The sequence below is a fragment of the Mycobacterium sp. 236(2023) genome (genome assembly GCF_029623955.1).
In the GTDB taxonomy this organism is placed as follows: domain Bacteria; phylum Actinomycetota; class Actinomycetes; order Mycobacteriales; family Mycobacteriaceae; genus Mycobacterium.
The window spans coordinates 1,608,085-1,631,668 of sequence record NZ_JARSBP010000002.1 but is presented as its reverse complement, the minus strand read 5'-3'; the positions used below and the strand labels follow the sequence as shown (position 1 = coordinate 1,631,668).

General features: G+C 68.4%; 21 protein-coding genes. 5 read left to right on the top strand and 16 right to left on the bottom strand.

Annotated elements, in window-relative coordinates; all coding sequences use genetic code 11:
• Position 1: 1 nt before the first annotated feature.
• From P9A17_RS10330 to P9A17_RS10320, 3 genes are all read left to right on the top strand, one after another.
• Positions 2 to 1,039, top strand: a complete 1,038-nt coding sequence (locus tag P9A17_RS10330; protein ID WP_278038437.1) for an ABC transporter substrate-binding protein — start codon at positions 2 to 4, stop codon at positions 1,037 to 1,039.
• 12 nt (positions 1,040 to 1,051) lie between these two features.
• The gene (locus P9A17_RS10325) at positions 1,052 to 1,873 is read left to right on the top strand and encodes an ABC transporter ATP-binding protein (protein WP_278038436.1); all 822 of its coding nucleotides are present in this window, start codon (positions 1,052 to 1,054) and stop codon (positions 1,871 to 1,873) included.
• 112 nt (positions 1,874 to 1,985) lie between these two features.
• A complete protein-coding gene (locus tag P9A17_RS10320; RefSeq protein ID WP_278038435.1) occupies positions 1,986 to 2,549 on the top strand; it encodes a class I SAM-dependent methyltransferase in 564 nt (187 codons plus the stop codon).
• Position 2,550: 1 nt separating this feature from the next.
• On the opposite strand, the gene P9A17_RS10315 is transcribed toward P9A17_RS10320, so the two are convergent.
• The 7 genes from P9A17_RS10315 to rimP all read right to left on the bottom strand — a co-directional run bounded on the left by P9A17_RS10315 (position 2,551) and on the right by rimP (position 10,257).
• Positions 2,551 to 3,870, bottom strand: a complete 1,320-nt coding sequence (locus P9A17_RS10315) for an MATE family efflux transporter (RefSeq protein WP_278038434.1) — start codon at positions 3,868 to 3,870, stop codon at positions 2,551 to 2,553.
• Positions 3,863 to 4,843, bottom strand: coding sequence for a bifunctional oligoribonuclease/PAP phosphatase NrnA (locus P9A17_RS10310; protein ID WP_278038433.1), 981 nt, complete (start codon positions 4,841 to 4,843; stop codon positions 3,863 to 3,865). Before P9A17_RS10310 ends, P9A17_RS10315 begins: the two co-directional genes overlap by 8 nt.
• Positions 4,836 to 5,333, bottom strand: coding sequence for a 30S ribosome-binding factor RbfA (gene rbfA / locus P9A17_RS10305; RefSeq protein WP_278038432.1), 498 nt, complete (start codon positions 5,331 to 5,333; stop codon positions 4,836 to 4,838). The genes P9A17_RS10310 and rbfA overlap by 8 nt, the downstream gene beginning before the upstream one ends.
• Before the next feature lie 2 nt (positions 5,334 to 5,335).
• Positions 5,336 to 8,128, bottom strand: coding sequence for a translation initiation factor IF-2 (infB, locus tag P9A17_RS10300; protein WP_278038431.1), 2,793 nt, complete (start codon positions 8,126 to 8,128; stop codon positions 5,336 to 5,338).
• Between the two features lie 102 nt (positions 8,129 to 8,230).
• On the bottom strand, positions 8,231 to 8,593 hold the full coding sequence (locus P9A17_RS10295; RefSeq protein WP_278038430.1) for a YlxR family protein: 363 nt from the start codon (positions 8,591 to 8,593) through the stop codon (positions 8,231 to 8,233).
• A gap of 66 nt (positions 8,594 to 8,659) precedes the next feature.
• Entirely contained in the window at positions 8,660 to 9,730 is a 1,071-nt protein-coding gene (gene nusA / locus P9A17_RS10290) for a transcription termination factor NusA (protein WP_278038429.1), read from the bottom strand.
• Positions 9,727 to 10,257, bottom strand: a complete 531-nt coding sequence (gene rimP / locus P9A17_RS10285) for a ribosome maturation factor RimP (protein WP_278038428.1) — start codon at positions 10,255 to 10,257, stop codon at positions 9,727 to 9,729. Before rimP ends, nusA begins: the two co-directional genes overlap by 4 nt.
• A gap of 166 nt (positions 10,258 to 10,423) precedes the next feature.
• Here rimP and P9A17_RS10280 point away from each other — a divergent pair, with 166 nt between their 5' ends.
• Both P9A17_RS10280 and P9A17_RS10275 read left to right on the top strand, forming a co-directional pair.
• Positions 10,424 to 10,948 carry a hypothetical protein gene (locus tag P9A17_RS10280; RefSeq protein WP_278038427.1) on the top strand — a complete coding sequence of 175 codons (525 nt, stop codon included), beginning with the start codon at positions 10,424 to 10,426 and terminating at the stop codon, positions 10,946 to 10,948.
• Complete coding sequence (locus P9A17_RS10275; protein ID WP_278038426.1) at positions 10,945 to 11,421, top strand: ferritin-like domain-containing protein; 477 nt, start codon at positions 10,945 to 10,947, stop codon at positions 11,419 to 11,421. The genes P9A17_RS10280 and P9A17_RS10275 overlap by 4 nt, the downstream gene beginning before the upstream one ends.
• Positions 11,422 to 11,428: 7 nt before the next feature.
• Here the strand turns inward: P9A17_RS10275 and P9A17_RS10270 are convergent, their stop codons facing one another.
• From P9A17_RS10270 to mqo, 9 genes are all read right to left on the bottom strand, one after another.
• Positions 11,429 to 13,186 carry a proline--tRNA ligase gene (locus tag P9A17_RS10270; protein WP_278038425.1) on the bottom strand — a complete coding sequence of 586 codons (1,758 nt, stop codon included), beginning with the start codon at positions 13,184 to 13,186 and terminating at the stop codon, positions 11,429 to 11,431.
• A gap of 27 nt (positions 13,187 to 13,213) precedes the next feature.
• Positions 13,214 to 14,704, bottom strand: coding sequence for an MFS transporter (locus P9A17_RS10265; RefSeq protein ID WP_278038424.1), 1,491 nt, complete (start codon positions 14,702 to 14,704; stop codon positions 13,214 to 13,216).
• Between the two features lie 82 nt (positions 14,705 to 14,786).
• Entirely contained in the window at positions 14,787 to 16,241 is a 1,455-nt protein-coding gene (locus tag P9A17_RS10260) for an MFS transporter (protein WP_278038687.1), read from the bottom strand.
• Positions 16,242 to 16,463: 222 nt separating this feature from the next.
• Positions 16,464 to 17,672, bottom strand: a complete 1,209-nt coding sequence (cobA, locus tag P9A17_RS10255) for a uroporphyrinogen-III C-methyltransferase (protein WP_278038423.1) — start codon at positions 17,670 to 17,672, stop codon at positions 16,464 to 16,466.
• Positions 17,669 to 19,030, bottom strand: a complete 1,362-nt coding sequence (locus P9A17_RS10250; RefSeq protein WP_278038422.1) for a cobyrinate a,c-diamide synthase — start codon at positions 19,028 to 19,030, stop codon at positions 17,669 to 17,671. Before P9A17_RS10250 ends, cobA begins: the two co-directional genes overlap by 4 nt.
• A complete protein-coding gene (cobO, locus tag P9A17_RS10245) occupies positions 19,027 to 19,641 on the bottom strand; it encodes a cob(I)yrinic acid a,c-diamide adenosyltransferase (RefSeq protein ID WP_278038421.1) in 615 nt (204 codons plus the stop codon). The genes P9A17_RS10250 and cobO overlap by 4 nt, the downstream gene beginning before the upstream one ends.
• A gap of 12 nt (positions 19,642 to 19,653) precedes the next feature.
• On the bottom strand, positions 19,654 to 21,504 hold the full coding sequence (locus P9A17_RS10240; RefSeq protein WP_278038686.1) for a magnesium chelatase subunit D family protein: 1,851 nt from the start codon (positions 21,502 to 21,504) through the stop codon (positions 19,654 to 19,656).
• A gap of 23 nt (positions 21,505 to 21,527) precedes the next feature.
• A complete protein-coding gene (locus P9A17_RS10235) occupies positions 21,528 to 21,974 on the bottom strand; it encodes a GNAT family N-acetyltransferase (protein WP_278038420.1) in 447 nt (148 codons plus the stop codon).
• Positions 21,975 to 21,988: 14 nt separating this feature from the next.
• Positions 21,989 to 23,545: a malate dehydrogenase (quinone) gene (gene mqo / locus P9A17_RS10230; protein ID WP_278038419.1), complete on the bottom strand. Its 1,557-nt coding sequence runs from the start codon at positions 23,543 to 23,545 to the stop codon at positions 21,989 to 21,991.
• Between the last annotated feature and the right edge of the window lie 39 nt (positions 23,546 to 23,584).

Here is a 23,584-nt window from a genome sequence, read left to right as displayed (position 1 = left end):
AATGATGTTCACCCGACGCCGCGCCGCCGCTGTTGCGGCCGCCGCCACCGCCGCCATGCTCACGCTGTCCGCCTGTGGCGGAAGCGGCACCGACAACGCCCCTGCCGCAGACGGTTCCACGTCGCCGGCCACGCTGATGCTCAACTGGTACCCCTACGGCGAGCACGCCCCCTTCTACTACGGCGTGCAGGAAGGCATCTTCGCCAAGCACGGCATCGACCTCACCATCGATGCGGGCCAGGGCTCGACCAAGACCGTGCAAGCGGTGGGCTCCCAGCAGGTCGACTTCGGCTGGGCCGACACCCCCGCCGTCCTGAGCAACATCGACAAGGGCGTCAAGGTCAAGAGTGCGGGCGTGTTCCTCCAGACCACTCCGTCGGCGGTGCAGGTGTTCGCCGACTCGGGCATCGAGAACCCGCAGGACCTGGTGGGCCGCACCATCGCGGTGTCGGCAGGTGACGCGCCGACCACGACGTTCCCGATCTACCTGAACAAGGTCGGTGTGCCCGAGGATCAGGTCACCCAGCAGAGTCTCGACGCCGCGGGCAAGATGGCCGCGATGCTGTCCGGCAGGGTCGACGGACTCATCGGGTTCGCCCACGACCAGGGCCCGACGATCGCGAACAAGAGCGGTCGCGAGGTGCGCTACCTGCGCTACTCCGATGCAGGCCTGAACTTCTACAGCAACGGGCTGATCGCCAACACCTCCACGATCGCCGACAATTCGGAGTTGGTGCAGGCGATGGTCGACGCCACCAGCGAGGCGTATGCCGCGGCCGCCGACAATCCGGAAGCGGCCGTCGATGCCATGGCCGGCAAGGACCCGCAGATGCCGCCGCGCGAGGTGCTGCTGCAGCAGTGGCAGCAGACGATCCCCCTGCTGTCCACGCCGGCCACCGCCAACCAGGTCCCCGGCGCCAACGCCGAAGAGGACTGGAAGACCACCATCGCGACGCTGAGCGAGGCGGGCCTGCTGGAGAGCGCCAAAGACCCTGCCGAGTACTGGGATTCGTCGTTCGCTCCCGAAGGTCAGCAGTAGGAGACCATGAAAATGACCACTGCCACCATCACACCTCCGGAAACGAACATGACGTCCGTGGACTCCGCGGTTATCACGATCAGCGATCTGACCGTGCGGTTTTCCTCCAAACGAGCCGAGGTCACCGCACTCGACGACATCGACCTGCAGGTCGCCGACGGCGAGTTCATCTCCATCGCAGGCCCCTCGGGGTGCGGCAAGTCGACGTTGCTGAAAGTCATCGCCGGCTTGACGGACTCGACCTCGGGTGAAGTCCTGTTGCGGGGCAACCGTGTTCGCGGCCCTCAGCGCGAGATCGGTTACGTGTTCCAGCGCGCCGCACTTCTCGAATGGCGTTCGGTGCGCAAGAACATCCTGCTGCAGGCCGAGATGCGCGGAATGCCCCGGCAGACGGCACAACAGCGCTGTGATCAGTTGATCGAGATGACCGGGCTGGGCGGATTCGAGAACGCGCTCCCCCACGAGCTCTCCGGCGGTATGCAGCAACGTGTTTCGCTGTGCCGGGCACTGCTGCACCAACCCCGGGTGTTGCTGATGGACGAGCCGTTCGGCGCTCTCGATGCGTTGACCCGCGAGAAGATGAACGTCGAACTGCACCGGATCTGGCGGGAGACCGGCACCACCGTGGTGCTCGTGACCCACTCGGTCGCCGAAGCGGTCTACCTCGCCAACCGGGTCGTCGTGATGAGCCCCCGTCCAGGTCGCATCGTCGAGACGCTCGATGTCGAGTTGCCCGCCGAGCGCGACTACGCCGAGACGATGGAGCGGCCCGAGTTCATCCGGGTCGCCAATCGGGTACGTGACCTACTCGGAAGCTCTTCCGCCGCAGACTAACTCAGTCAGCACTGCGAGCGCGCGTGTCTGCACACACTCCGCGGGTGTGTCGTGTGCAGAGGCGCGCGCTCGCTTCTTTCGCACGTCGGCTTCACGGGCGTACGCTGCGATCGTGAACGAGGCGCATCAATTCTGCGGAAGCGACGAGTGGCGCCAGATGATCCGCGACGTCATCCTTCCGTGGGCCATCGGCGACGCACGACTGGGCGACGACGTCCTCGAAGTCGGTCCCGGCTACGGGGCCACCACCGATGTGCTCGGCGCGTCCGTCGCGCGACTCACCTCCGTCGAGATCGACGCGGACCTCGCGGCGATGCTCGTCGACAGATTCGCCGACATTCCATCGGTGCGCATCGTCAACGCCGATGCGACATCCCTAGAATTTCCGGACGGGCGATTCACCGGCGCAGCGTGTTTCACGATGCTTCACCATGTCGAGCCCGCCGACCGCCAGGATCAGTTGTTCGCCGAAATCGCGCGCGTGCTACGCCCGGGCGCGGTTCTGGTCGCCAGCGACAGCCTGGCCAGCGAACCGCTGCAGCAGATGCACGGCGGCGACACCTACAACCCTGTCGATCCCGCCGCTCTGCCCGCGCGGCTGACCGCGGCCGGGTTCACCGACGTCGAGGTGCAGACCAACGAGTTCGGTTGGTCTGCGGTGGCGCGCAAGCACTGACTCAGCGTGTGCCGGGGATCAACCAGCGCCCCGACAATGCGCGCCAGCCGACGAACACAAGGCGCAGCACCATGAACGTGCTCAGCCCGGCCCAGATGCCGAGCAGCCCCCAGCCGAAAGCCAGCGACAACCAGATCAAAGGCAAGAATCCGACCAGCGCGCTCGCCAGCGTCGCATTCCGCATGAACGTCGCGTCGCCGGCGCCGAGCAGCACGCCGTCGATGGCGAAGACGATGCCCGCGATGGGCAGCTGCGCCACCAAGAACCACCAAGGCACCCCGATCGCGTCGAGCACCGAACGGTCGGTCGTGAACACCGTCGGGAAGGCCGAGGACCCCAGCGCGAACACCGCAGCCAGGACCAGCCCGGCCACCGTCGAGAAGATCGTCACCCGCCACGCCACCGACTTGGCGTGCGCCAGCTGACCCGCCCCGAGCGCGGCACCCACCAGTGACTGCGCGGCGATGGCCAGCGAATCGAGCACCAGCGCAAGGAAACTCCACAACTGCAGTACCACCTGGTGCGCCGCCACCGACGCCGCTCCGAACCTGGCCGCGACCGCACCCGCGGAGATGAAGCACGCTTGGAACGCCATCGTCCGCAGGATCAGATCCCGACCCATCACCACCTGGGCGCGCAGCACCGCCGGACGCAGCCGCAGCGGCACCTTCTCGACGATCAGCGCCCAGCAGAACAGCGCGGCCGCCAGCCACTGGCCCACGACGTTGGCCACGGCCGAACCGGGCAGCCCCATTTCTGGAGCGCCGAGCCATCCGTACACCAGAACCGGACACAGCACCGCCGACAGCGCGAAGCCGACGACGACGTACCGCAGCGGGCGCATGGTGTCCTGGACGCCGCGCATCCACCCGTTACCCGCGGCCGCGATCAGGATCGCCGGCACCGCCAGGCTGGCGATGCGCACCCATGGCAGGGCGGCGTCGGCGATCTCGCCTCCGGCAGCCAACGCCGAAACGAGTGGGGCAGCGGTCAATTGGACCGTGACGACGATGGCGGTGCCGATCCCGAGCGCGAGCCAGGTGGCCTGCACGCCCTCCTCGACCGCGGCCCTGCGGTTGCCTGCGCCGTAGAAACGCGCCGCACGGGCCGTCGTCCCGTAGGACAGGAACGTCAGTTGCGAACTCAACACGCCCATGATCAGCGCGCCGATCGCCAGCCCGGCGAGGCTCAACGCACCGAGCCTGCCGATGACGGCGAGGTCGAACAGCAGGTAGATGGGTTCGGCGGCAAGAACTCCCAATGCCGGGAAGGCCAGCGCGGCGATACGCCGGCTGGTCGCCGGCGCGACGGCGTCAGCCAAGGGCCGCACGCAACGCCGCAACGACGTCAGCAGCGGAACCGGTGGCCGAGTAGCCTGCGGCCAGTCGATGGCCACCCCCGCCGAACGTCCCCGCAATGCGGGACACGTCGACGGATTTCGCGCGCATCGACACCGACCACCGTTGCGGCGCAATCTCTTTGAACACCGCAGCCACCTCCGCCTGCGCCGTGGTGCGGACGATGTCGACGACGCTCTCGATCTCCTCGGACCTGGCCTTCGCCAGCTCCTCGTGGTCGACCACGGCGTAGACGAACCCACGGCCGTCGACGGCGTCGGCCACCAGCTCGGCCGACCCGAGCACCCGCGACAGCATCGGCAGCCACTCGAACGGATGGGTGTCCAGCAGCGTCCGGCTCACCCCGGCGTTGTCGACACCGAGCTCCACCAACCGCGCCGCCAGCCGGTGCGCGCGAGCGCTGGCCCAGCGGAACGAACCCGTGTCGGTGGTGAGGCCGGCGTAGAGGCAGTGCGCCACTCCGAGGTCGATGGGTTTGTCCCACGCGTCGAGCAGCTCGGCGATCATCATCGTCGTCGAGTCGGCGGTGTCGTCGACGAAATTGGCGGTACCGAACAATGTGTTCGAGGCGTGGTGGTCGATGACGAGCACGCCGAGGCCTACGCCCGTCAGGTCGCCCAGGGCGCCGAGTCGGTTGACGCTGGGGATGTCGACGGTGACCAGGAGATCGGCGTCGCGCCGGAAGCGCTCAGGGGCGACGAGCAGATGCCCGCCCGGCAGAGACCGCAACGAATCGGGCAGTTCTGCCGGCTCGGCAAAGCTGACCTGTACATCCTTGCCGCAGCGCTCCAGCACCTGCGCGAGCGCCAGTCCGGCACCGATGGTGTCGGCGTCGGGGAAGACGTGGCACACGATGCTGACGCTGTCCGCATCCGACAGCAGGGCGGCGGCGCCGTGGGCATCGACGCGCGCGCCAACGGCCGTCGATTCAGTCATCGAGCGAGTCGGAACCACCCGTGTCCTTTGCGTCCGGTTCCCCGCTTGTGTCGTCCTCCACCCCGCTTACACGGTAAGGGTCGGCATCGCCTGCGTGCTTGGCACCCTGGCGAACTCTCGCCAAATCCTCATCCGCGGCCCGCGCACGGGCGAGCAACTCCTCCATGCGGTTGGCGGCGTCGGGCACCGTGTCCCGCGTGAAGGACAGCGTCGGGGTGAACCGGACGCCCAACGAGGCCCCGACCTTGGTGCGCAACACACCTTTGGCGCTTTCCAGCGCCGCGGCGGCGCCGCCGTAGTCGGGCTCCTCGTCGAGGGACTGGCCCAGGACCGTGTAGTAGAGCGTGGCGTCGTGGAGGTCGTTGGTGACCTTGGCGTCGGTGATGGTCACGCCGGCGAGCCGAGGATCTTTGATCTCGTACTCGATCGCCGACGCGACCAGCGTCGATATCCGCTTCGCGAGACGCTTCGCCCGTGAGGGGTCAGGCATCGTTAGACGCGCTCTTTCTCGACCAGCTCGTACGTCTCGATGACGTCGCCTTCCTTGATGTCCGAGTAGGTCAACGTCAAACCACACTCGTAACCATCGCGGACCTCGGTGACATCGTCCTTCTCGCGACGCAGCGACGAGACGGTGACAGTCTCGGCGATCACCACGTTGTCGCGCAGCAGCCGCGCCTTCGCGTTGCGCCGCATGATGCCGGAGGTGACCAGGCAGCCGGCGATGTTGCCGACCTTCGACGACCGGAAGATCGCGCGGATCTCGGCGCGGCCGAGCTCCTTCTCCTCGTAGATCGGCTTGAGCATGCCCTTGAGCGCGCTCTCGATCTCGTCGATGGCCTGGTAGATCACCGAGTAGTACCGGATCTCCACGCCTTCGCGGTTCGCCAGCTCGGTCGCCTTGCCCTCGGCACGGACGTTGAAGCCGATGATGATCGCGTCCGACGCCGACGCCAGGTTGACGTTGGTCTCGGTGACACCACCGACGCCGCGGTCGATGACGCGCAGCTCGACCTCATCGTCGACCTGGATACCCATCAGGGCCTCCTCCAGCGCCTCGACGGTGCCCGAGTTGTCGCCCTTGAGGATCAGGTTGAGCTGGCTGGTCTCCTTGAGCACCGAATCCAGGTCTTCCAGGCTGATCCGCTTGCGGCTGCGGGCGGCCAGCGCGTTGCGCTTGCGCGCGCTGCGCCGGTCGGCGATCTGCCGGGCGATGCGATCCTCGTCGACGACGAGCAGGTTGTCGCCTGCACCGGGCACCGACGTGAAGCCGATGACCTGGACGGGCCGCGACGGCAGCGCCTCTTCGACGTCCTCGCCGTGCTCGTCGACCATGCGGCGGACACGTCCGTAGGCGTCGCCCGCGACGATCGAGTCGCCGACCCGCAGCGTGCCGCGCTGGATGAGCACGGTGGCCACGGGACCACGACCGCGGTCCAGGTGCGCCTCGATGGCCACGCCCTGGGCTTCCATGTCGGGGTTGGCCCGCAGGTCCAGAGCCGCATCGGCGGTCAGGATCACGGCTTCGAGCAGCGCCTCGATGTTGGTGCCCTGCTTGGCCGAGATGTCGACGAACATCGTGTCGCCGCCGAAGTCCTCGGCGACCAGGCCGTACTCGGTGAGCTGGCCACGGATCTTCGCCGGATCCGCGCCTTCCTTGTCGATCTTGTTGACCGCCACGACGATCGGCACGTCGGCCGCCTGCGCGTGATTGATCGCCTCGACCGTCTGCGGCATGACGCCGTCGTCGGCCGCGACCACCAGGATCGCGATGTCGGTGGCCTTCGCACCGCGGGCACGCATGGCGGTGAACGCCTCGTGACCGGGGGTGTCAATGAAGGTGATCAGCCGCTCGTTGCCGTCGAGGTCGACTTCGACCTGGTAGGCGCCGATGTGCTGGGTGATACCGCCGGCCTCTTCCTCGCGGACGTTGGCCTGGCGGATCGAGTCCAGCAGTCGGGTCTTGCCGTGGTCGACGTGACCCATGACGGTGACGACCGGCGGACGGGACTGCAGATCCTCTTCGCCGCCCTCGTCCTCGCCATAGGTGAGGTCGAAGGACTCGAGCAGTTCGCGGTCCTCGTCCTCGGGGGACACGACCTGCACAACGTAGTTCATCTCGCCGCCGAGCAGCTCAAGCGTCGAGTCGTCGACGGACTGCGTGGCGGTCACCATCTCGCCGAGGTTGAACAGCGCCTGCACCAGCGAGGCCGGGTTGGCGTCGATCTTCTCTGCGAAATCGCTCAGCGACGCACCGCGAGCCAACCGGATCGTCTCGCCGTTGCCGTGCGGCAACCGCACGCCACCGACGACCGGGGCCTGCATGTTCTCGTATTCGGCCCTTTTCGCGCGCTTCGACTTGCGACCACGCTTGGGGGCACCACCGGGACGTCCGAAGGCACCTGCGGCGCCACCGCGCTGACCGGGGCGACCACCGCCGCCACCGGGGCGACCGCGGAAACCGCCGGCGGCCGCGCCACCTGCACCGCCACCACCACCGGGACCGCCGCCACGGTAGTTACCGCCGCCACCACCGGGACGACCGCCGCCACCGGGTGCCGGACGGGGACCGCCACCGGGACGCGGGCCACCGCCGGGACGGGGACCGCCACCTGGGCGGGGGCCGCCGCCGGGGCGGGGCGGCATGTTGCCGGGCGTCGCGCCGGGACGCGGGCCACCGCCGGGACGGGGACCACCAGCGCCGGGACCTGGGCGCGGGCCGCCGGGACCCGCAGGGGGCCGGGGCGCCGGACGCTCGACCGGCTGCTGCGACGAGAACGGGTTGTTGCCGACGCGCGGGGTGCGCGCCGCGGGCTTGGGCGCACCGGGGCGCGGACCGCCGGGGCCCGGACGGGGACCGGGCGTGGGACGCGAGGTCGGGGCCGACGGCGCCTGCGGAGCCGCGGAGGCCGCAGGTGCAACGGGGGCGGCGGGCGCCGGAGTCGGCGCGGGAGCTGCCGGGGCAGGCGTCGGGGCCTGGGCGGCCGGGGCGGCCGGTGCCGGCGGGGCCTTGGGCTGCTGAGCTGCCGGTGGACCGGGCCGAGGACCGGGACGCCGGTCCGACGGGGCCGGCTTCGCGGGCGCTCCGTTGGACGCGCCGGCTGGCTTTACGTTGTCGGGCTTGTTGCCGCCGAATGACTCACGCAACCGGCGGGCCACAGGGGCTTCCACCGTCGATGAGGCGGACTTGACGAATTCACCTTGCTCGCCGAGACGAGAGAGAACTTCCTTACTGGTGACACCGAGTTCCTTTGCCAACTCGTGCACGCGGGCCTTACCTGCCACTACATCTCCTGTCTAGGAGGCGACAGCGGTGGTAGGCGCCGCGCCTCGGGTTAGCTATGACGCATGGTCATCGGGACTTCACGGTGTGCTCATGTTCTTCGCTTACCTGTTCTCTTTCCCGGGCGCTTCGGGCGCCTCCCCGACGGGAAGACGCTCTGACACCGCGGTGATGTCCGGTGTTCCGGTGATCCGCAACGCTCGGCCGAACGCCCGCCGGCGAACCGCCGCTTGCAGGCAACCGGGATCGGGATGCAACCAGGCACCCCGCCCCGGGAGTGTTCTCGCTGAGTCAACGATCACGGTGCTGGAGCCATTCCCAGACCCGTGTCCGCTGTCGGCAGCGACTACCCGAAGCAGTTCGACGGCCAGCTCTCGTTTCCGGCATCCGATGCACGTCCGCACCGGGCCCCCGACGGGGGTGGAGGTGCTTTGGCGCGTCCGAGCCGATGTCTCGCGCTGGATCACAGCTGAGTCTACCGCCACCACTGCGCGGAGAAGAAAACCGGTGCTGATTGCGATCCGCCGCGCCGCTCAGCGGTCGTCGACTGCGCCGTGGGCGGCGTCGCGGCGTGCCGCGGGCCGATCGTGGCTTTGGTCTGTGGGGCCACCTTCTTTGGCGGCGTCGTCGCTGCGGATGTCGATTCGCCATCCGGTCAGCCGCGCCGCCAGCCGGGCGTTCTGCCCTTCCTTGCCGATCGCGAGCGACAGCTGGAAGTCCGGCACGATCACCCGCGCTGCGCGCGCCGCCTCGTCGATCACCGTCACCGACACCACTTTGGCCGGCGACAGCGCGTTGGCCACGAACCGGGCCGGGTCCTCGTCGTAGTCGATGATGTCGATCTTCTCGCCGGACAGTTCACTCATCACGTTGCGCACCCGCTGCCCCATCGGCCCGATGCAGGCGCCCTTGGCGTTGAGACCGGGCGCGCGCGACGCGACCGCGATCTTCGACCGGTGCCCGGCCTCCCTGGCCACCGCGACGATCTCGACCGAGCCGTCCGCGATCTCGGGGACCTCCAGGGAGAACAGCTTGCGCACCAGGTTGGGGTGGGTCCGGGACAGCGTGATGAGCGGTTCCCTGGCGCCGCGGGTGACGCCGACGACGTAGCAGCGCAGCCGGTCACCGTGCTCGTATTTCTCGCCGGGTACCTGTTCGGCGGTGGGGATCACACCCTCTGACCCCTTGGTCTCGCTGCCCATCCGGACGACGACGAGCCCGCGCGCGTTGGCTCGGGCATCGCGCTGGATGACGCCGGCGACGATGTCGCCTTCGCGGGCCGAGAACTCGCCGTAGTTCTTCTCGTTCTCGGCGTCGCGCAGCCGCTGCAGGATGACCTGACGGGCGGTGGTCGCCGCGATACGGCCGAAACCCTCTGGGGTGTCGTCCCATTCGTGCAGAACATTGCCGTCTTCGTCGGTCTGGCGGGCGACCACTTTGACGACGCCGGTCTTGCGGTCGATGTCGATGTAGGCGTCGGCCTCGTGGCCTTCGGTGTGCCTATATGCCGTCAGCAGAGCCGATTTGATGGTGTCGACGACGACGTCGACGGTAATTCCTTTGTCGGCTTCGATCGCGTGCAGAGCCGCCATGTCAATATTCACGTTGAGGCTTCCTTTCCGGAGACACCGGCCAGTTCCATCTCACGCGGACTTGGCTTTGAAAACTCCACCTGGACAACAGCTTTGACAATCGAATCGAGAGCGATATGACGAACTTCGAGATTCTTGCGGGCTTCGCGCACAACGACTCCGACCGTTCCGTCGTCCACCTGACCGATGCGTCCGGCCAGCGTTGAACCGTCAGCGAGCATCAACTCCGCGAGGCGCCCCTGCGCACGGCGGTAGTGCTTCTCGTTTGTCAGCGGGCGGTCCACCCCGGGGGACGTCACCTCGAGCACGTAGGCCGCCGAGTCCAATTCGTCGAGCAGTTCGGAGGCGGTCCTGGACAACTGTGCGATGGAGTCGAGGTCGAGCCCACCGTCCCCGTCGGCCACCACCGTGATGCGCGGCGGGCGGGCGGTGGCGTCGACGACCACGTCTTCGATGTCGAAACCCGCGCGCCCGAACTCTCCCTCGAGCAGTTCGACCACCTGTCGTTGCGACGGTAATCCCGTAGACCGCTCCGCCACGGCGAGCTCCTCGTCTTGAGTTGTCCGGACATCGGTCCGCAGGGAGGGCTCCTTGCGAATCCGACTCTCCACGATACGCCAGCAAGGCTTGGTCAAATACGAAAAGCCCGCACCGCCGACGCCTGGAGGAAGTCGGTTCCGGACGGCCCGATGCGCGGATGGCAGGATGTTGGCCGTGCCGAGACCGCCGACAGTCAGCCGTCGACACATCCTCGTCGGCGTCGCGGCGTTGGCGGCGCTCAGTGTCACCGCGGCAGGCTGCGGAACCCCGCCTCCTCCCCCTGACCTCGACGATCTCACCATTGCACTGGACCGGGCGCGTTCCGACGGCGAGCTGGCCACTGACGTCGCCGCCACAGCGAAAGGACGCCTGGCCGACATGCTCACCGACATCGCCGCCCAGCGCGCGGCGCATGCCGAGGCGCTCGCCGAGGAGATCGTCCGCCTGACGGGGCATGCCGCACCGACCACCAGCGCTGAACCTTCAGCGGCCGCAACGACGACGACCCCCGCATCGGTTCCGGCCCCTGACGCCGAGGACGTCGTCGGGGCGCTGCGCGCTTCCGCCGACAGTGCGACGCAGGCCGCCGGCGCGCTGTCCGGCTACCGGGCAGGTCTGCTCGCGTCGATTGCCGCGTCGTGCACTGTCGCCTACACCGTGGCGCTGGCCGGGGCGGGGGCCGCGCGATGACGTCACCCGAACCGGACACCACCCTGCCAACACGACCCGATGACCCGGCCGCCGGCGCACTGTTCGACGCGATCGCCACCGAGCACGCCACCATCTACGGGTACGGCGTCGTGTCGGGGCACTCGGAGCCCGACGTCAACTATCTGGTGTCGGCGGCGATGGCCGAGCATCGCGCCCGCCGCGAGGCCGCCATCGCGCTGGCCGAGGAGCAGGGCATTGCGGCCGCGGTCCCGGCGGCCGGCTATCAGATGCCAGTGGACGTCGAAACCCCCACCGAAGCAACGAATCTCGCGGTTCAGATGGAAGAGGACGCGGCCGTGGCGTGGCGGGCCGTCGTCGAACAGTCCACCGATCAGACGGTCCGTACGTTCGCGGTGACGGCACTGACGGAGTGCGCGGTCACCGCCGCGAAGTGGCGGGTCGTCCGCGGCGACACCGCGGTGACCGTCGCGTTCCCGGGCGGCAGCGAGTAAGTCGGCGTCAGCCGGTGATCGCGGCGCTGATCTCGCCGACGGCACCGTCGACGGGCACCTCGCGTTTGCCTCCGCTGAACCGGTCACGAAGTTCGACAACGCCTTCGGCCCAGCCGCGGCCGACGACGACGATCCACGGCACCCCGAGCAGCTCGGCGTCCTTGAACTTCACCCCCGGCGATGCCGTCCTGTCGTCGAGCAGCACGTCGATTCCGAGCCGGTCCAGATCGGCGGCCAGCTCGGTGGCGCCGGCACGGGCTTCGGCGTCCTTGTTGGCGATCACGACGTGCACGTCGAAGGGCGCCACGCTCGACGGCCACCGCAGGCCGATGTCGTCGTGGTGCTGTTCGGCGATGACCGCGACGAGCCGAGACACCCCGATCCCGTAGGACCCCATGGTGAGTCGCACCGGCTTGCCGTTCTCGCCGAGAACGTCGGCGTTGAACGCGTCGGCGTATTTGCGACCCAGCTGGAAGACGTGGCCGATCTCGATGCCGCGCGCCGCGACCAGCGGTCCGGCTCCGTCCGGCGACGGGTCGCCCTCGCGGACCTCGGCGGCCTCGATGGTGCCGTCGGGCGTGAAGTCACGTCCGGCGACCAGATCGACGACGTGCTTGTTCTTCTCGTCGGCACCGGTGATCCACGCGGTGCCGTCGACCACCCTCGGATCGACCAAGTAGCGAACTCCGTTGGCCAGCAATCCTTTCGGGCCGATGTACCCCTTGACCAGGAACGGGTACTTCGCGAAGTCGGCATCGTCGGCCATCGCGTACTCGGCCGGTTCGAGCGCAGCGCCGAGTCGTTTGTCGTCGACCTCGCGGTCGCCGGGCACACCGACCGCCAGCAGCTCCCAGTCGCCGCCCGGCTCGCGCACCTTGAGGAGCACGTTCTTGAGGGTGTCGGCGGCGGTGACGGTGCGGCCCGCGAAACTCGGCAGATCGGCGCTGTTGGCCCAGTCCACGAGCGTCGCGATCGTAGGCGCGTCCGGCGTGTCGTGCACGACCGCCTCGGGGAGACCGTCGAACGGGATCGGCGGGGGTGCGGTGGTGACGACGGCCTCGACGTTCGCGGCGTACCCGGACTGCGCGCACCGCACGTAGGTGTCCTCCCCGACCTCGCTCTCGGCGAGGAATTCCTCGGAGGCGCTGCCGCCCATCGCGCCCGACACGGCGGACACGATGACGTAGCGGACGGCCAGCTGCGCGAAGATCCTCTGATAGGCCTCGCGGTGCGCGTGGTAGGCGTTCTTGAGTCCGTCGTCGTCGACGTCGAACGAGTACGAATCCTTCATCAGGAACTCGCGGCCGCGCAGGATGCCGGCGCGGGGCCTGGCTTCGTCACGGTACTTGTTCTGAATTTGGTAGAGCCGCAACGGGAAATCCTTGTACGACGAGTACTCCCCCTTGACGGTGAGGGTGAACATCTCCTCGTGGGTGGGCCCGAGCAGGTAGTCGTTATTGCGGCGGTCCTGCAGCCGGAACAAGGTGTCGCCGTACTCGGTCCAGCGGTTGGTCGTCTCATACGGCGCCCGCGGAAGCAGCGCGGGGAACAGGATCTCCTGGCCACCGATCGCGTTCATCTCGGTGCGCACGATGTTCTCGATCTTGCGCAGGACCTTCAGTCCCAGTGGCAGCCAGCTGTACAACCCAGGCCCGACCTGCCGGACGTAACCTGCCCGGATCAGCAGCTTGTGGCTCGGCACTTCGGCGTCGGCAGGATCGTCGCGCAACGTGCGCAGGAACAGCTCGGACATGCGGGTGATCACAGCCGACCACCTTACTGATGCGCGCCGCTAGAGCTCCCCCGCGTCCACGGCCTCACGGGTTTCGCGCGCCCTGGCGATGTCGCGGGCCGAGTATCCGATGAACAGAGCGGCGACACCCACCAGGAGCGCGATGCCCGCCACCCACAGCAGCGAATAGGTGTAGCCGTGTCCCAGCGCGTCGAGCTGGGCGGTGGTCATGTCCTTCACCGGCCCCGTGGTGCCGCCGAGGTACAAGGTCCGCGAAGTCTGCACGGCCTGAATGACGACGAGCACCAACGGGCCGCCGAGATTGAAGACCATGAGCGTCACCGACGACAGCGATCCGATGTCGCGAGCGGGCACATTGGCCAGCAGGCACAGCGGCAGGATCACCGAGATCACGCCGATACCGAAACCGCCGATGACGATCGGCAGGAACAGGCCGGGAAAGTACGGAACGGTCCGGTCGAGAGTCGACCCGAAGAGCATTGCGACGAGAACGAACAATCCGCCCCCGAGGATGACCCACCGCGGTGCGATCCGCGGTGCCACGTAGGTGGCCACGACGTTCCCGACGACGAACGCGGCCGCGAACGGCAGGAAGCTGATCCCGGCCCGCAGAGGCGAATAGCCCAGCACGTCTTGGACGAGCAGACCGATCATCACCGACAGCGTCAACATCACGCCGCCCGCCATGAAGTACGCGACGAACGACGCGACGCGGTTGCGGTTGTCGAAGATCGACAGCGGCACCAATGGGTTGTCGGCGCCGCGTTCGTCGAGCAGGAACGCGACGAAGAACACGACGGCCGCCACTCCGGCCCCGATGACCCATGGGTCGACCCAGCCCCGCGGTGGTCCCTGCGTGAACACCAGCACCGCGGATGTACATGCGAGCGTGGCGAGCAGGGCGCCGGTGATGTCGAGCTTGATGCGTTCGTGCCGCGTCTCGGCGAGCCGGAACACCGCGATCGCGATGATCGCGATGCCGATCGGCACGTTGACGAGGAACGCCCACCGCCAGGAAATCCCTGTCACCGCGCCGCCGAGAACGAGCCCGAGCACCGATCCGAGCCCCTGCATCGCCGCCGACACTGCCAGCGCACGGTTGCGGGCGTGGCCGACCGCGTAGGTCGTCGCGATCAACGCCAACCCGGTGGGAGCGGCCACCGCCGCGCCGACACCCTGGATCGCCCGCGCCACGATCAGCGTGACCTCCTCGGCGGCCAGGCCACACACCAGGGAGGCGATCGTGAAGACGCCGACTCCCGACAGGAAGGCCCGTTTGTGGCCGATGGCGTCACCGATGCGGCCGCCGAGCAGCAGGAGCCCGCCGAACGCCAGCACATAGCCCGTGATGACCCAGCTCTTACCTGCGTCGGAGAGGCCGAGCTCGGCCTGCATCCGCGGCAGCGCGACGATGACGATGGTGCCGTCGAGGGTCGACATGAGCTGCATGCCGGTGATCGCGACGATGGCGATGCCGAGCACCGAAGAGGACAGCCGTTTCGTCGTGCCCTCAGACGACCCGGAAGCCATGGTTCGCCACCCTACCGACAGCAGCTGATCGGGCGCGTTCAGCGACGCTCAGCGTCGTTCCGCGCGCCGGATTTGCGGGGAGCTACAGATCGCCGGCGTCGATCGCGTCTTTAACTTCCTGCGCGTGCGCCACCTGCTCGGCCGTGTAGCCGATGAACAGCGCCGCACCGCCGACGATGACCGCGATACCCGCGACCCACAGCAGGCCGTAGGAGTAGCCCTGGTCGAGGGCGTGCATCTGCGCGGCGTTCATGTCGTTGACCGGGCCGGTGGTGCCGCCGAGATACAGCGTCCGCGACGTGATGACGGCCTGGATGACCGCGAGCACGACCGGGCCGCCGAGGTTCTGCAGCATCAGTGCGATCGCCGACACCGGGCCGATCTGGTCGAAGCCGACACCGGCGATCGCCGACACCGTCAGCGGCACGACGATCATGCCGATGCCGAAGCCGCCGACGGTGATCGGGAGCACCAGGTTCGGGAAGTACGGAATGTTCGCGTCCAGCGTGGAGCCGTAGATCATCGCCGCGAGCACGAGCACGCCACCGGCGATCACGAGCACGCGAGGCGGATACTTCGACACCAGCGCCGAGGACAGCCCCAGGCCGACGCCGAGCGCGATGACGAACGGGATGAAGCCGATGCCGGCGCGCAGCGCGCTGTAGCCCAGGATGTCCTGGACGTAGAGCCCGATGGTCACGGTCAGCGTGAACATCACGCCGCCTGCGAGGAAGATGGCGGCGAACGTGGCGACGCGGTTGCGGTCGTGGAACAGCTCGAACGGGACGACCGGGTTCTCGGCCGTGCGCTCCACCCAGAGGAAGCCGAGCAATGCGCCGACCGCGATGACACCGGAGATCAGAGTCATCGGCGACAGCCAGCCGGCCTCCGGCCCCATCGAGAAGCCGAACACGGCGGCCGTGCAGCCCAGGGTTGCCAGCAGTGCGCCTGCGGCGTCGAGCTTGAGCCGCTCGCGGTTGGTCTCGCGCAGTGTCTTACGGGCCAGGTGGATCATCAGCAGCCCGATCGGGATGTTGATGAGGAAGGCCCAGCGCCAGGACACCTCGGTCAGCGCGCCACCGAGAATCAGGCCCAGGACCGAGCCGATGCCGGTCATCGCGGCGAAGATCGCCGTCGCGGCGTTGCGGGCGGGGCCCTTCGGGAATGTGGTGGCGATCAACGCCAACGCGGTCGGCGACGCGATCGCCGCGCCGACACCCTGCAGCAGCCGGGCGATAACGAGAGTGGCCTCGTTCCATGCGAGACCGCACAGAACAGAAGCGATAGTGAACAGCGCGACACCGACGATGAAGGTTCGCTTGCGGCCGATGACGTCACCGAGGCGACCGCCCAGCAGCATCAATCCGCCGAACGTCAGCACATAGGCGGTGATGACCCAGCTGCGGCCGGCATCCGAGAGGCTGAGCTCGTCCTGGATCTTCGGGAGCGCCACGATCGCGACGGTGCTGTCCATCGTCGCCAGCAGCTGCATGCCACCGATCGCGACGACCGCGGCGATGAACCGCCGCGACGGCATCCAGGCCGGAGTCCTGCTCGGTCGGGCCGCGTTGCCTGTCGGGCCGCCGGGATGTCCGCCTGCGGTCTCACCCGAGCCGGGAACGCGGACGGGCAGGACTCTGTCCGAGGCTCGCTTGGAGCCTCGTTTTTCACTGCCTTCAGCATCACGGTGGATGGCGGCACGCTCCGCATCGTTGAGAGCCGTCATAACGGGTTACCTTACAGTAATCTTAAGAATCCTTTAAGCGCCGAAGCCGGCCACCGCCCCGATTACCACGATCGCGGGAGGTCGAATCCCGTCCGAACGAATCCGTTCCGGAGTTTCGACAAGGCTCGCCCGCAAAGTCCGCTGCGACGACGTCGTCCCATGCTGAACCACCAGGACCGGCGTATCCGCTGGTCGGCCGCCTTCCAGTAAGACTTTGACGAACAATTCGATCCGCTCGACCGCCATCAGCAAAACAATGGTCCCGCTCATTGCGGCGAGCGCATCCCAATTCACTAACGATTCGGGATGGTCTGGCGCCAGATGCCCGCTGACCACCACGAACTCATGTGTAAGACCGCGGTGCGTGACGGGAACACCGGCCAGCGCAGGAACCGCTATGGCACTTGTCACACCCGGCACAACCGTCACCGGAATTCCGGCTTCGGCGCACGCGATGATCTCTTCGTAGCCGCGCGCGAACACGAACGGATCACCGCCTTTGAGGCGGACGACGAACTTTCCTTCCCTGGCCCGCGCGATGAGGACGTCGTTGATCGCGTCCTGAGCCATCGCGCGGCCGTAGGGGATCTTCGCCGCATCGATCACCTCGACGTCGGGCGACAGCTCGGCGAGCAGTTCCTGAGGCGCCAGCCTGTCGGCGACCACGACGTCGGCGTGGGCCAGCAACCGCCTGCCCCGCACGGTGACGAGTTCGGGATCGCCCGGGCCTCCGCCGACGAGGGCGACCCCGCCCTTGACGGCGCCGGAGTCCCCGCTGTCGGCGATGAGTCCCTGCTGCAGCGCCTCATGGATGGCGTTACGGATAGCCGCGGACCGGCGATGCTCCCCGCCGGCCAGCACGCCGACCGACAGGCCGTCGTAGTCGAATGAGGCCGGGGTGACGGCGGTGCCCTCGATCGCGATGTCGGCGCGCACGCAGAAGATCCGGCGGCTCTCCGCCTCGGCGACGATCGCCGCGTTGACGGTAGGATCGTCAGTGGCGGCGATCACATACCAGGCACCATCGAGGTCGCCGTCGCGAAACTCCCGCATTGTCAAGGTGATTCCGTCGATCGCCTCGACCGCCGGGGTGGCGGCCCTGGTGATCACGTGGACATCGGCGCCGCTGGCGACCAGCAACGGCAGGCGCCGCTGGGCGACCGTACCGCCGCCGACGACGACGACCTTCTTGCCCGCGAGGCGCAGGCCCACCAGATAGGCGTTGTCGGTCTCAGGACTCACCCGGCGAGCTTAAAGGTTGCGGCAGCGGCGACGAAGCGCGCGACCGCCTCCGGGTGCGCGGCGGGATGGGTGTGCAGATAACCGGCATGCACACCGCCCGCCACGGCGCCGTCTTCGATCACCTGCCCCGCCCGTCCGACGTAACGCCAGGCGGGTGATCGGCCCTCAGCGAATTGCACTGTGGTGCGGTGAAATTCGTGACCTGTGATGCGATCGCCCAGAGCGTGCAGCGGAGAATCCGCCACAGCGACCGCGTCGCGGTATCCGAGGGTCAGGGACTTCGTGAACGACGCCGACCCCGCCAGCACACCACACATCGGATGCCCGTCGAGGTCGTCGACGAGGTAGGTCAACCCCGCGCACTCGGCGTGTACCGGCGCCCCGACGGCTGCCAGCGCCTTGATCTGGCGGCGGACCACGTCGTTGGCCGACAACTCCGTGCCGAACTCCTCCGGGAATCCGCCACCGACCACAAGCGCCGATGCCGCCGGCGGCAGTTGGTCGCACAGCGGATCGAACTCGACGACCTCGGCCCCGGCCGCGAGCAGGATCTCCCGGTGCTCGGCGTAACCGAAGGTGAATGCCTTGCCCGCGGCCAGCGCGACGGTGACGTTTTCGGTCTGCGCCACCGCCGGCGACCAGGGTTGGTCGACGACGCGGCTCGCAGCGACGCGTGTGATCGCCTCGAGGTCGACGTGGCGGGCCACGAGGTCGGTCATGGCCGCCACGGCGGCGGTAGCTCGACGGCCGTGTTCGACAGCCGTCACGAGCCCGAGGTGGCGTGACGGCACGGCGAGTTCGTCGGTCCTCGGAATCGACCCGAGCACCGGCACACCGGCGTGGTCGCAGGCCTGTCGCAGCACGTCGTCGTGGCGCGGTGACCCGACACGGTTGAGAATCACGCCGACCAGGCGCGCGGAGCGATCGAAGGTGGCGAAGCCGTGCAGCAGCGCGGCGATGCTGTGGCTCTGACCCCGGGCGTCGACGACGAGGACGACGGGAGCGCCGAGCAGGCCCGCGACGTGCGCGGTGGAGCCCTGCGCGGGGCCGACGGTGGCGTCACCGATGCGGCCGTCGAACAGGCCCATCACCCCCTCGACGACCGCGATGTCGGCGTCATCACTGCCGTGCCGGTAGAGCGGGCCGATGAGGCGCTCACCGACCAGCACGGGGTCCAGGTTGCGACCCGGGCTGCCGGCCGCCAGCGCGTGGTAGCCGGGGTCGATGAAGTCGGGACCGACTTTGAAGGGCGCAACACGGTGACCGGCGCGCCGCAGCGCACCCATCAGCCCGGTGGCGACGGTCGTCTTCCCACTCCCCGAGGCCGGCGCTGCGATGACCACCGCGGGCGTGCTCACCACTCGATGCCTCTCTGGCCCTTGCGGCCGGCATCCATCGGATGCTTGACCTTCGTCATCTCGGTCACCAGATCGGCGGCATCCATCAGAGCCTGCGGCGCATCGCGCCCGGTGATCACCACGTGCTGGTTGCCGGGCCGGTTCGCCAGCGTCGCGACCACTTCCTCGGTGTCCACCCAGCCCCATTTCAGTGGATAGGTGAACTCGTCGAGCACATAGAAGCTGTGACGCTCCTCGGCCAGCCGCCGCGCGATCTCGGCCCAGCCGTCAGCGGCGGCGGCAGCGTGATCGGTCTCCGTCCCCGCCTTGCGGGTCCACGACCAGCCCGACCCCATCTTGTGCCATTCGACGGGACCGCCGACTCCGCGCTCGTCGTGCGCCCGGCCGAGTTCCGTCAGTGCCGTCTCCTCCCCGACCTTCCATTTCGCGCTCTTGACGAACTGGAACACCGCGATGTCGAAGCCCTGATTCCACGCCCGCAGCGCCATCCCGAATGCGGCCGTCGACTTCCCTTTGCCCGGACCGGTGTGCACCGCGAGAAGGGGGGCGTTGCGTCGCGCCCGCGTCGTCAAGCCGTCGTTCGGAACCGTCAGCGGTTGCCCCTGAGGCATCGCATCACCCTTCTACGCAGCGCCCTTGACCAGGGCCGTCAAATTGTCGGCCCGCAGTTCGGCCAGTCGCACCGACGGCGCGCCGAGATGTCGCGCCAGGTCCTGCGCGAGATCGAGCCGGATATAGGACGTTTCGCAGTCGACGACCACTGCGGCGGCACCCTCGGCCACCAGGCGGGCCGCCGCCGTGCGGGCCCGGCCGAGCGGATCGGGGCCACCGGTCGCACGGCCGTCGGTCAGCACGACGACGAGGCTGCGACGCGCACGGTCACGCGCCCGCTCCCGCACCACCATGTCGCGGGCAGCCAGAAGTCCTTGCGCCAGCGGCGTTTTGCCACCGGTGTCGAATCGGTTCAGCCGCCGGCTGGCGATGTACACCGATGAGGTCGGCGGCAGCAGCACGCTGGCATCGTTCTTGCGGAACGTGATGACGGCGACCTTGTCGCGGCGCTGGTAGGCGTCGCGCAGCAGCGACAGCGTCGCACCGCTGACCGCCGACATCCGGTCGCGGGCCGCCATCGAGCCCGACGCGTCGACGACGAAGATCACCAGATTGCCTTCGCGGCCTTCGCGAATAGCGCGACGGACGTCGTCGGGGCCCGGCCGCACCGCGCCCGGCGCGGACTGCCTGCCTGCCGCGGCGAGCAGCGTCGCGAACACGTGCATGCCGTGGCCACCGTCCTCGGTCGCGGAGATGACCGTCCCGGTGCGGTTGCGCGCACGGGACCGACGGCCGGGCGCCCCTTCCCCTACCCCGGGGACGACGAGCGACTTGGTCTTGAACGTCGCCGACGGCGGCGCACTCTGGCGGGTCGTCGCCGACTTCTCGCCGGTCGAATCCTGTTGTGGCGCTTGCCCGTCGCCCGCTTCTGTTGAGCCGCCCCCCGGCGGATCGGGCTCGGGTTCTGGGTCCGGTTCCGGCTCGGCGTCAGCGGATTCGCCGGCCTGTTCCATCGCCTCGTCGAGCCGGTCGGGGTCCAGGCCGGGGTCGTCGAACGGATCGCGGCGGCGGCGGTGCGGCAGCGCCAGTTCCGCCGCCACCCGGATGTCTTCTTCCTCGACCGTCGTCGAACCGCGCCAGGCCGCATGCGCCATCGCCGTGCGCGCCACCACGAGATCGGCCCGCATGCCGTCAACGTCGAACGCCGCACACAGCGCCGCGATGCGCCGTAACTCGTTGTCGGGCAACACCACATCGCCCACCAAGGCGCGCGCCGCGGCGATTCGGCTCGCCAGTTCGGCGTCCGCGTCGGCATAACGTTCGGAGAAGGCGAACGGATCCGCCTCGTAGGCCAGGCGAGCCCGGATCACTTCGGCACGCACATCGACCTCGCGGGAGGCCGCGACGTCGACGGTGAGCCCGAACCGGTCGAGCAGCTGCGGACGCAGTTCGCCCTCTTCGGGATTCATCGTGCCGATCAACACGAACCGGGCGTCGTGGCTGTGCGAGACACCGTCGCGTTCGATGTGCACCCGGCCCATCGCGGCGGCGTCGAGCAGCACGTCGACGAGATGGTCGTGCAGCAGGTTCACCTCGTCGACGTAGAGCACGCCTCGGTGCGCCCGGGCCAGCAGGCCGGGCGAGAACGCATGCTCGCCATCGCGCAAAACCTTCTGCAGGTCAAGCGATCCCACGACGCGATCTTCGGTGGCGCCGATCGGAAGCTCCACCAGTTGCCCGCCGTCGTCACCTGCGGCAGCAAAGGCGGCGGTCAGAACCTTCGCCAGGCCGCGCACCGCGGTCGACTTCGCGGTGCCCTTCTCGCCGCGGATCAGCACTCCCCCGATGTCGGGCCGCACCGCACACAGCACCAGCGCCAGCCGCAGTCGGTCGTGCCCGATCACCGCGCTGAACGGATAGATCGGCGTCGAGGTGTCCGGCGCCGTCACTGCTTGACCATCGGCACGTGCGGGATTCCGTCGTCGAGGAATTCGTCGCCGTCACGGACGAAGCCGTGCCTGCCGTACATCTCCTCCAGGTAAGTCTGGGCGTTGATGTGGCACGGGTAGTTTCCGACCTCGGCGAGCGCTGCCTGCAGCAGTCTCGCGGTGTGCCCGTGGCCGCGGTCGGTGCGTTTCGTGCACACCCGTCCGATGCGGAAGGCCTTCTGCCCCGCTGGATGCTCCTCCATCAATCTCAGCGTCGAAATGACTACTCCCTCAGGGCTTTCCAGCCAGAAGTGCCGGGTCTCGGGCAGCAGATCGCGGCCGTCGAGTTCGGGGTACGGGGTCGCCTGCTCAACGACGAACACCTCGACGCGCAGCTTGAGCAACTCGTAGAGCGTTGCGGCGTCGAGGTCTTGCGCCCAGCTGCGACGCAGGGCCACTGTCATCCGGGAGTCCTGCGTCAAACGGTCGCTGCTGTCGGTGTGTGCTCGGTGCCCGCGGTCGATTCGCGGTTGGTCGTGGCCGGCACGCCGCCCGCGGGCTTGTCGAGTTTGAGGATCTTGGTACCGCGCGCCCAGATCTCTTCGAAGAGCTTCGGCTCGCCCGAGAGCGGGGTTCCCAGCGACGGCACCATCTCTTTGAGCTTGGGTTCCCAACTGGGATACCGGTCGGCGAAGCACCGCTTCATGACGTCGAACATCGCGGGCACCGCGGTCGACGCGCCCGGTGACGCGCCGAGGAGACCCGCCATGCTGCCGTCGGCGGCCGACAGCACCGTCGTGCCGAACTCCAGCGTGCCGCCTTTGCCCTTGGCCTTACGGATGACCTGCACCCGCTGCCCTGCGATGTCGAGCTCCCAATCGGAATCCTTTGCGCTGGGCGCGAAGTCACGCAGGTTCTCGACACGCGCGGCTTCACTGAGCAGCAGCTGGCCGATCAGGTACTTCAGCAGACCCATCTCGGTGAGCCCGACGCCGAGCATCGACACGAGGTTGTCCGGCTTGACCGAGAACGGCAGGTCGGTCACCTTGCCCTGCTTGAGGAACTTCGGCGACCACCCGGCGAACGGACCGAACAGCAACCACGACCGGTCGTTGATGACACGGGTGTCGAGGTGCGGCACCGACATCGGCGGGGCGCCCAACGGCGGCAGTCCGTAAACCTTGGCCTGGTGCCTGGCCGTCAGTTCCGCGTTGCCGGTGCGCAGCCACTGGCCGCCCACCGGGAATCCGCCGAAGCCTTTGGCTTCCTCGATGCCCGCCTTCTGCAGCAGCGGCAGCGCGCCGCCGCCCGCGCCGACGAACACGAACTTGGCGTGGATGGTGCGCTTCTGGCCTGTGCGGCGGTTGACGACCTTGGCCGCCCACGAGCCGTCGGAGTTGCGGCTCAGGTTGGTGACCTCGTGCCCGAACAGCGTCGCGAGACCGTGCTGGGCGCCGAAGCCGAGCAGCTGGCGCGACAGTGAACCGAAGTCGACATCGGTGCCGTCCTGCGTCCAGTTCAGACCGACGGGCTCGCGCAGGTCGCGGCCTTCGGCCATCAGCGGCAGCCGGCGCGCGAACTCGTCGGGGTCGTCGATGAATTCCATCGTGGCAAACAGCGGGTTGGCGGCCAGCGTTTCCTGGCGCCGCTTCAGGTACTGCACGTTGTCCGCGCCGGTCACGAAGCTCACGTGCGGGATGGGGTTGAGGAAGCTGCGGACGTCGGGGATGACTCCGTTTTCCACGGCGTAGGCCCAGAACTGCCGCGACACCTGGAACTGCTCGTTGACGTTCACGGCCTTGGCCATGTCGATGGAGCCGTCGGGCCGGGCCGGTGTGTAGTTCAGTTCGCACAGCGCGGAGTGGCCAGTGCCTGCGTTGTTCCAGGGGTCGCTGCTCTCGGCGGCCGCCCCGTCCAGACGCTCGACCAGCGTCATCGACCAGGTCGGTTCCACCAGCCGCAGGAGCGCGCTGAGGGTGGCGCTCATGATGCCGGCACCGATGAGCAGGACGTCGGTCTTCTCTGCTTCTGACACCTTTTCGTGGGTCCTTCGTGGTAGGGGCCCGTTCCACAC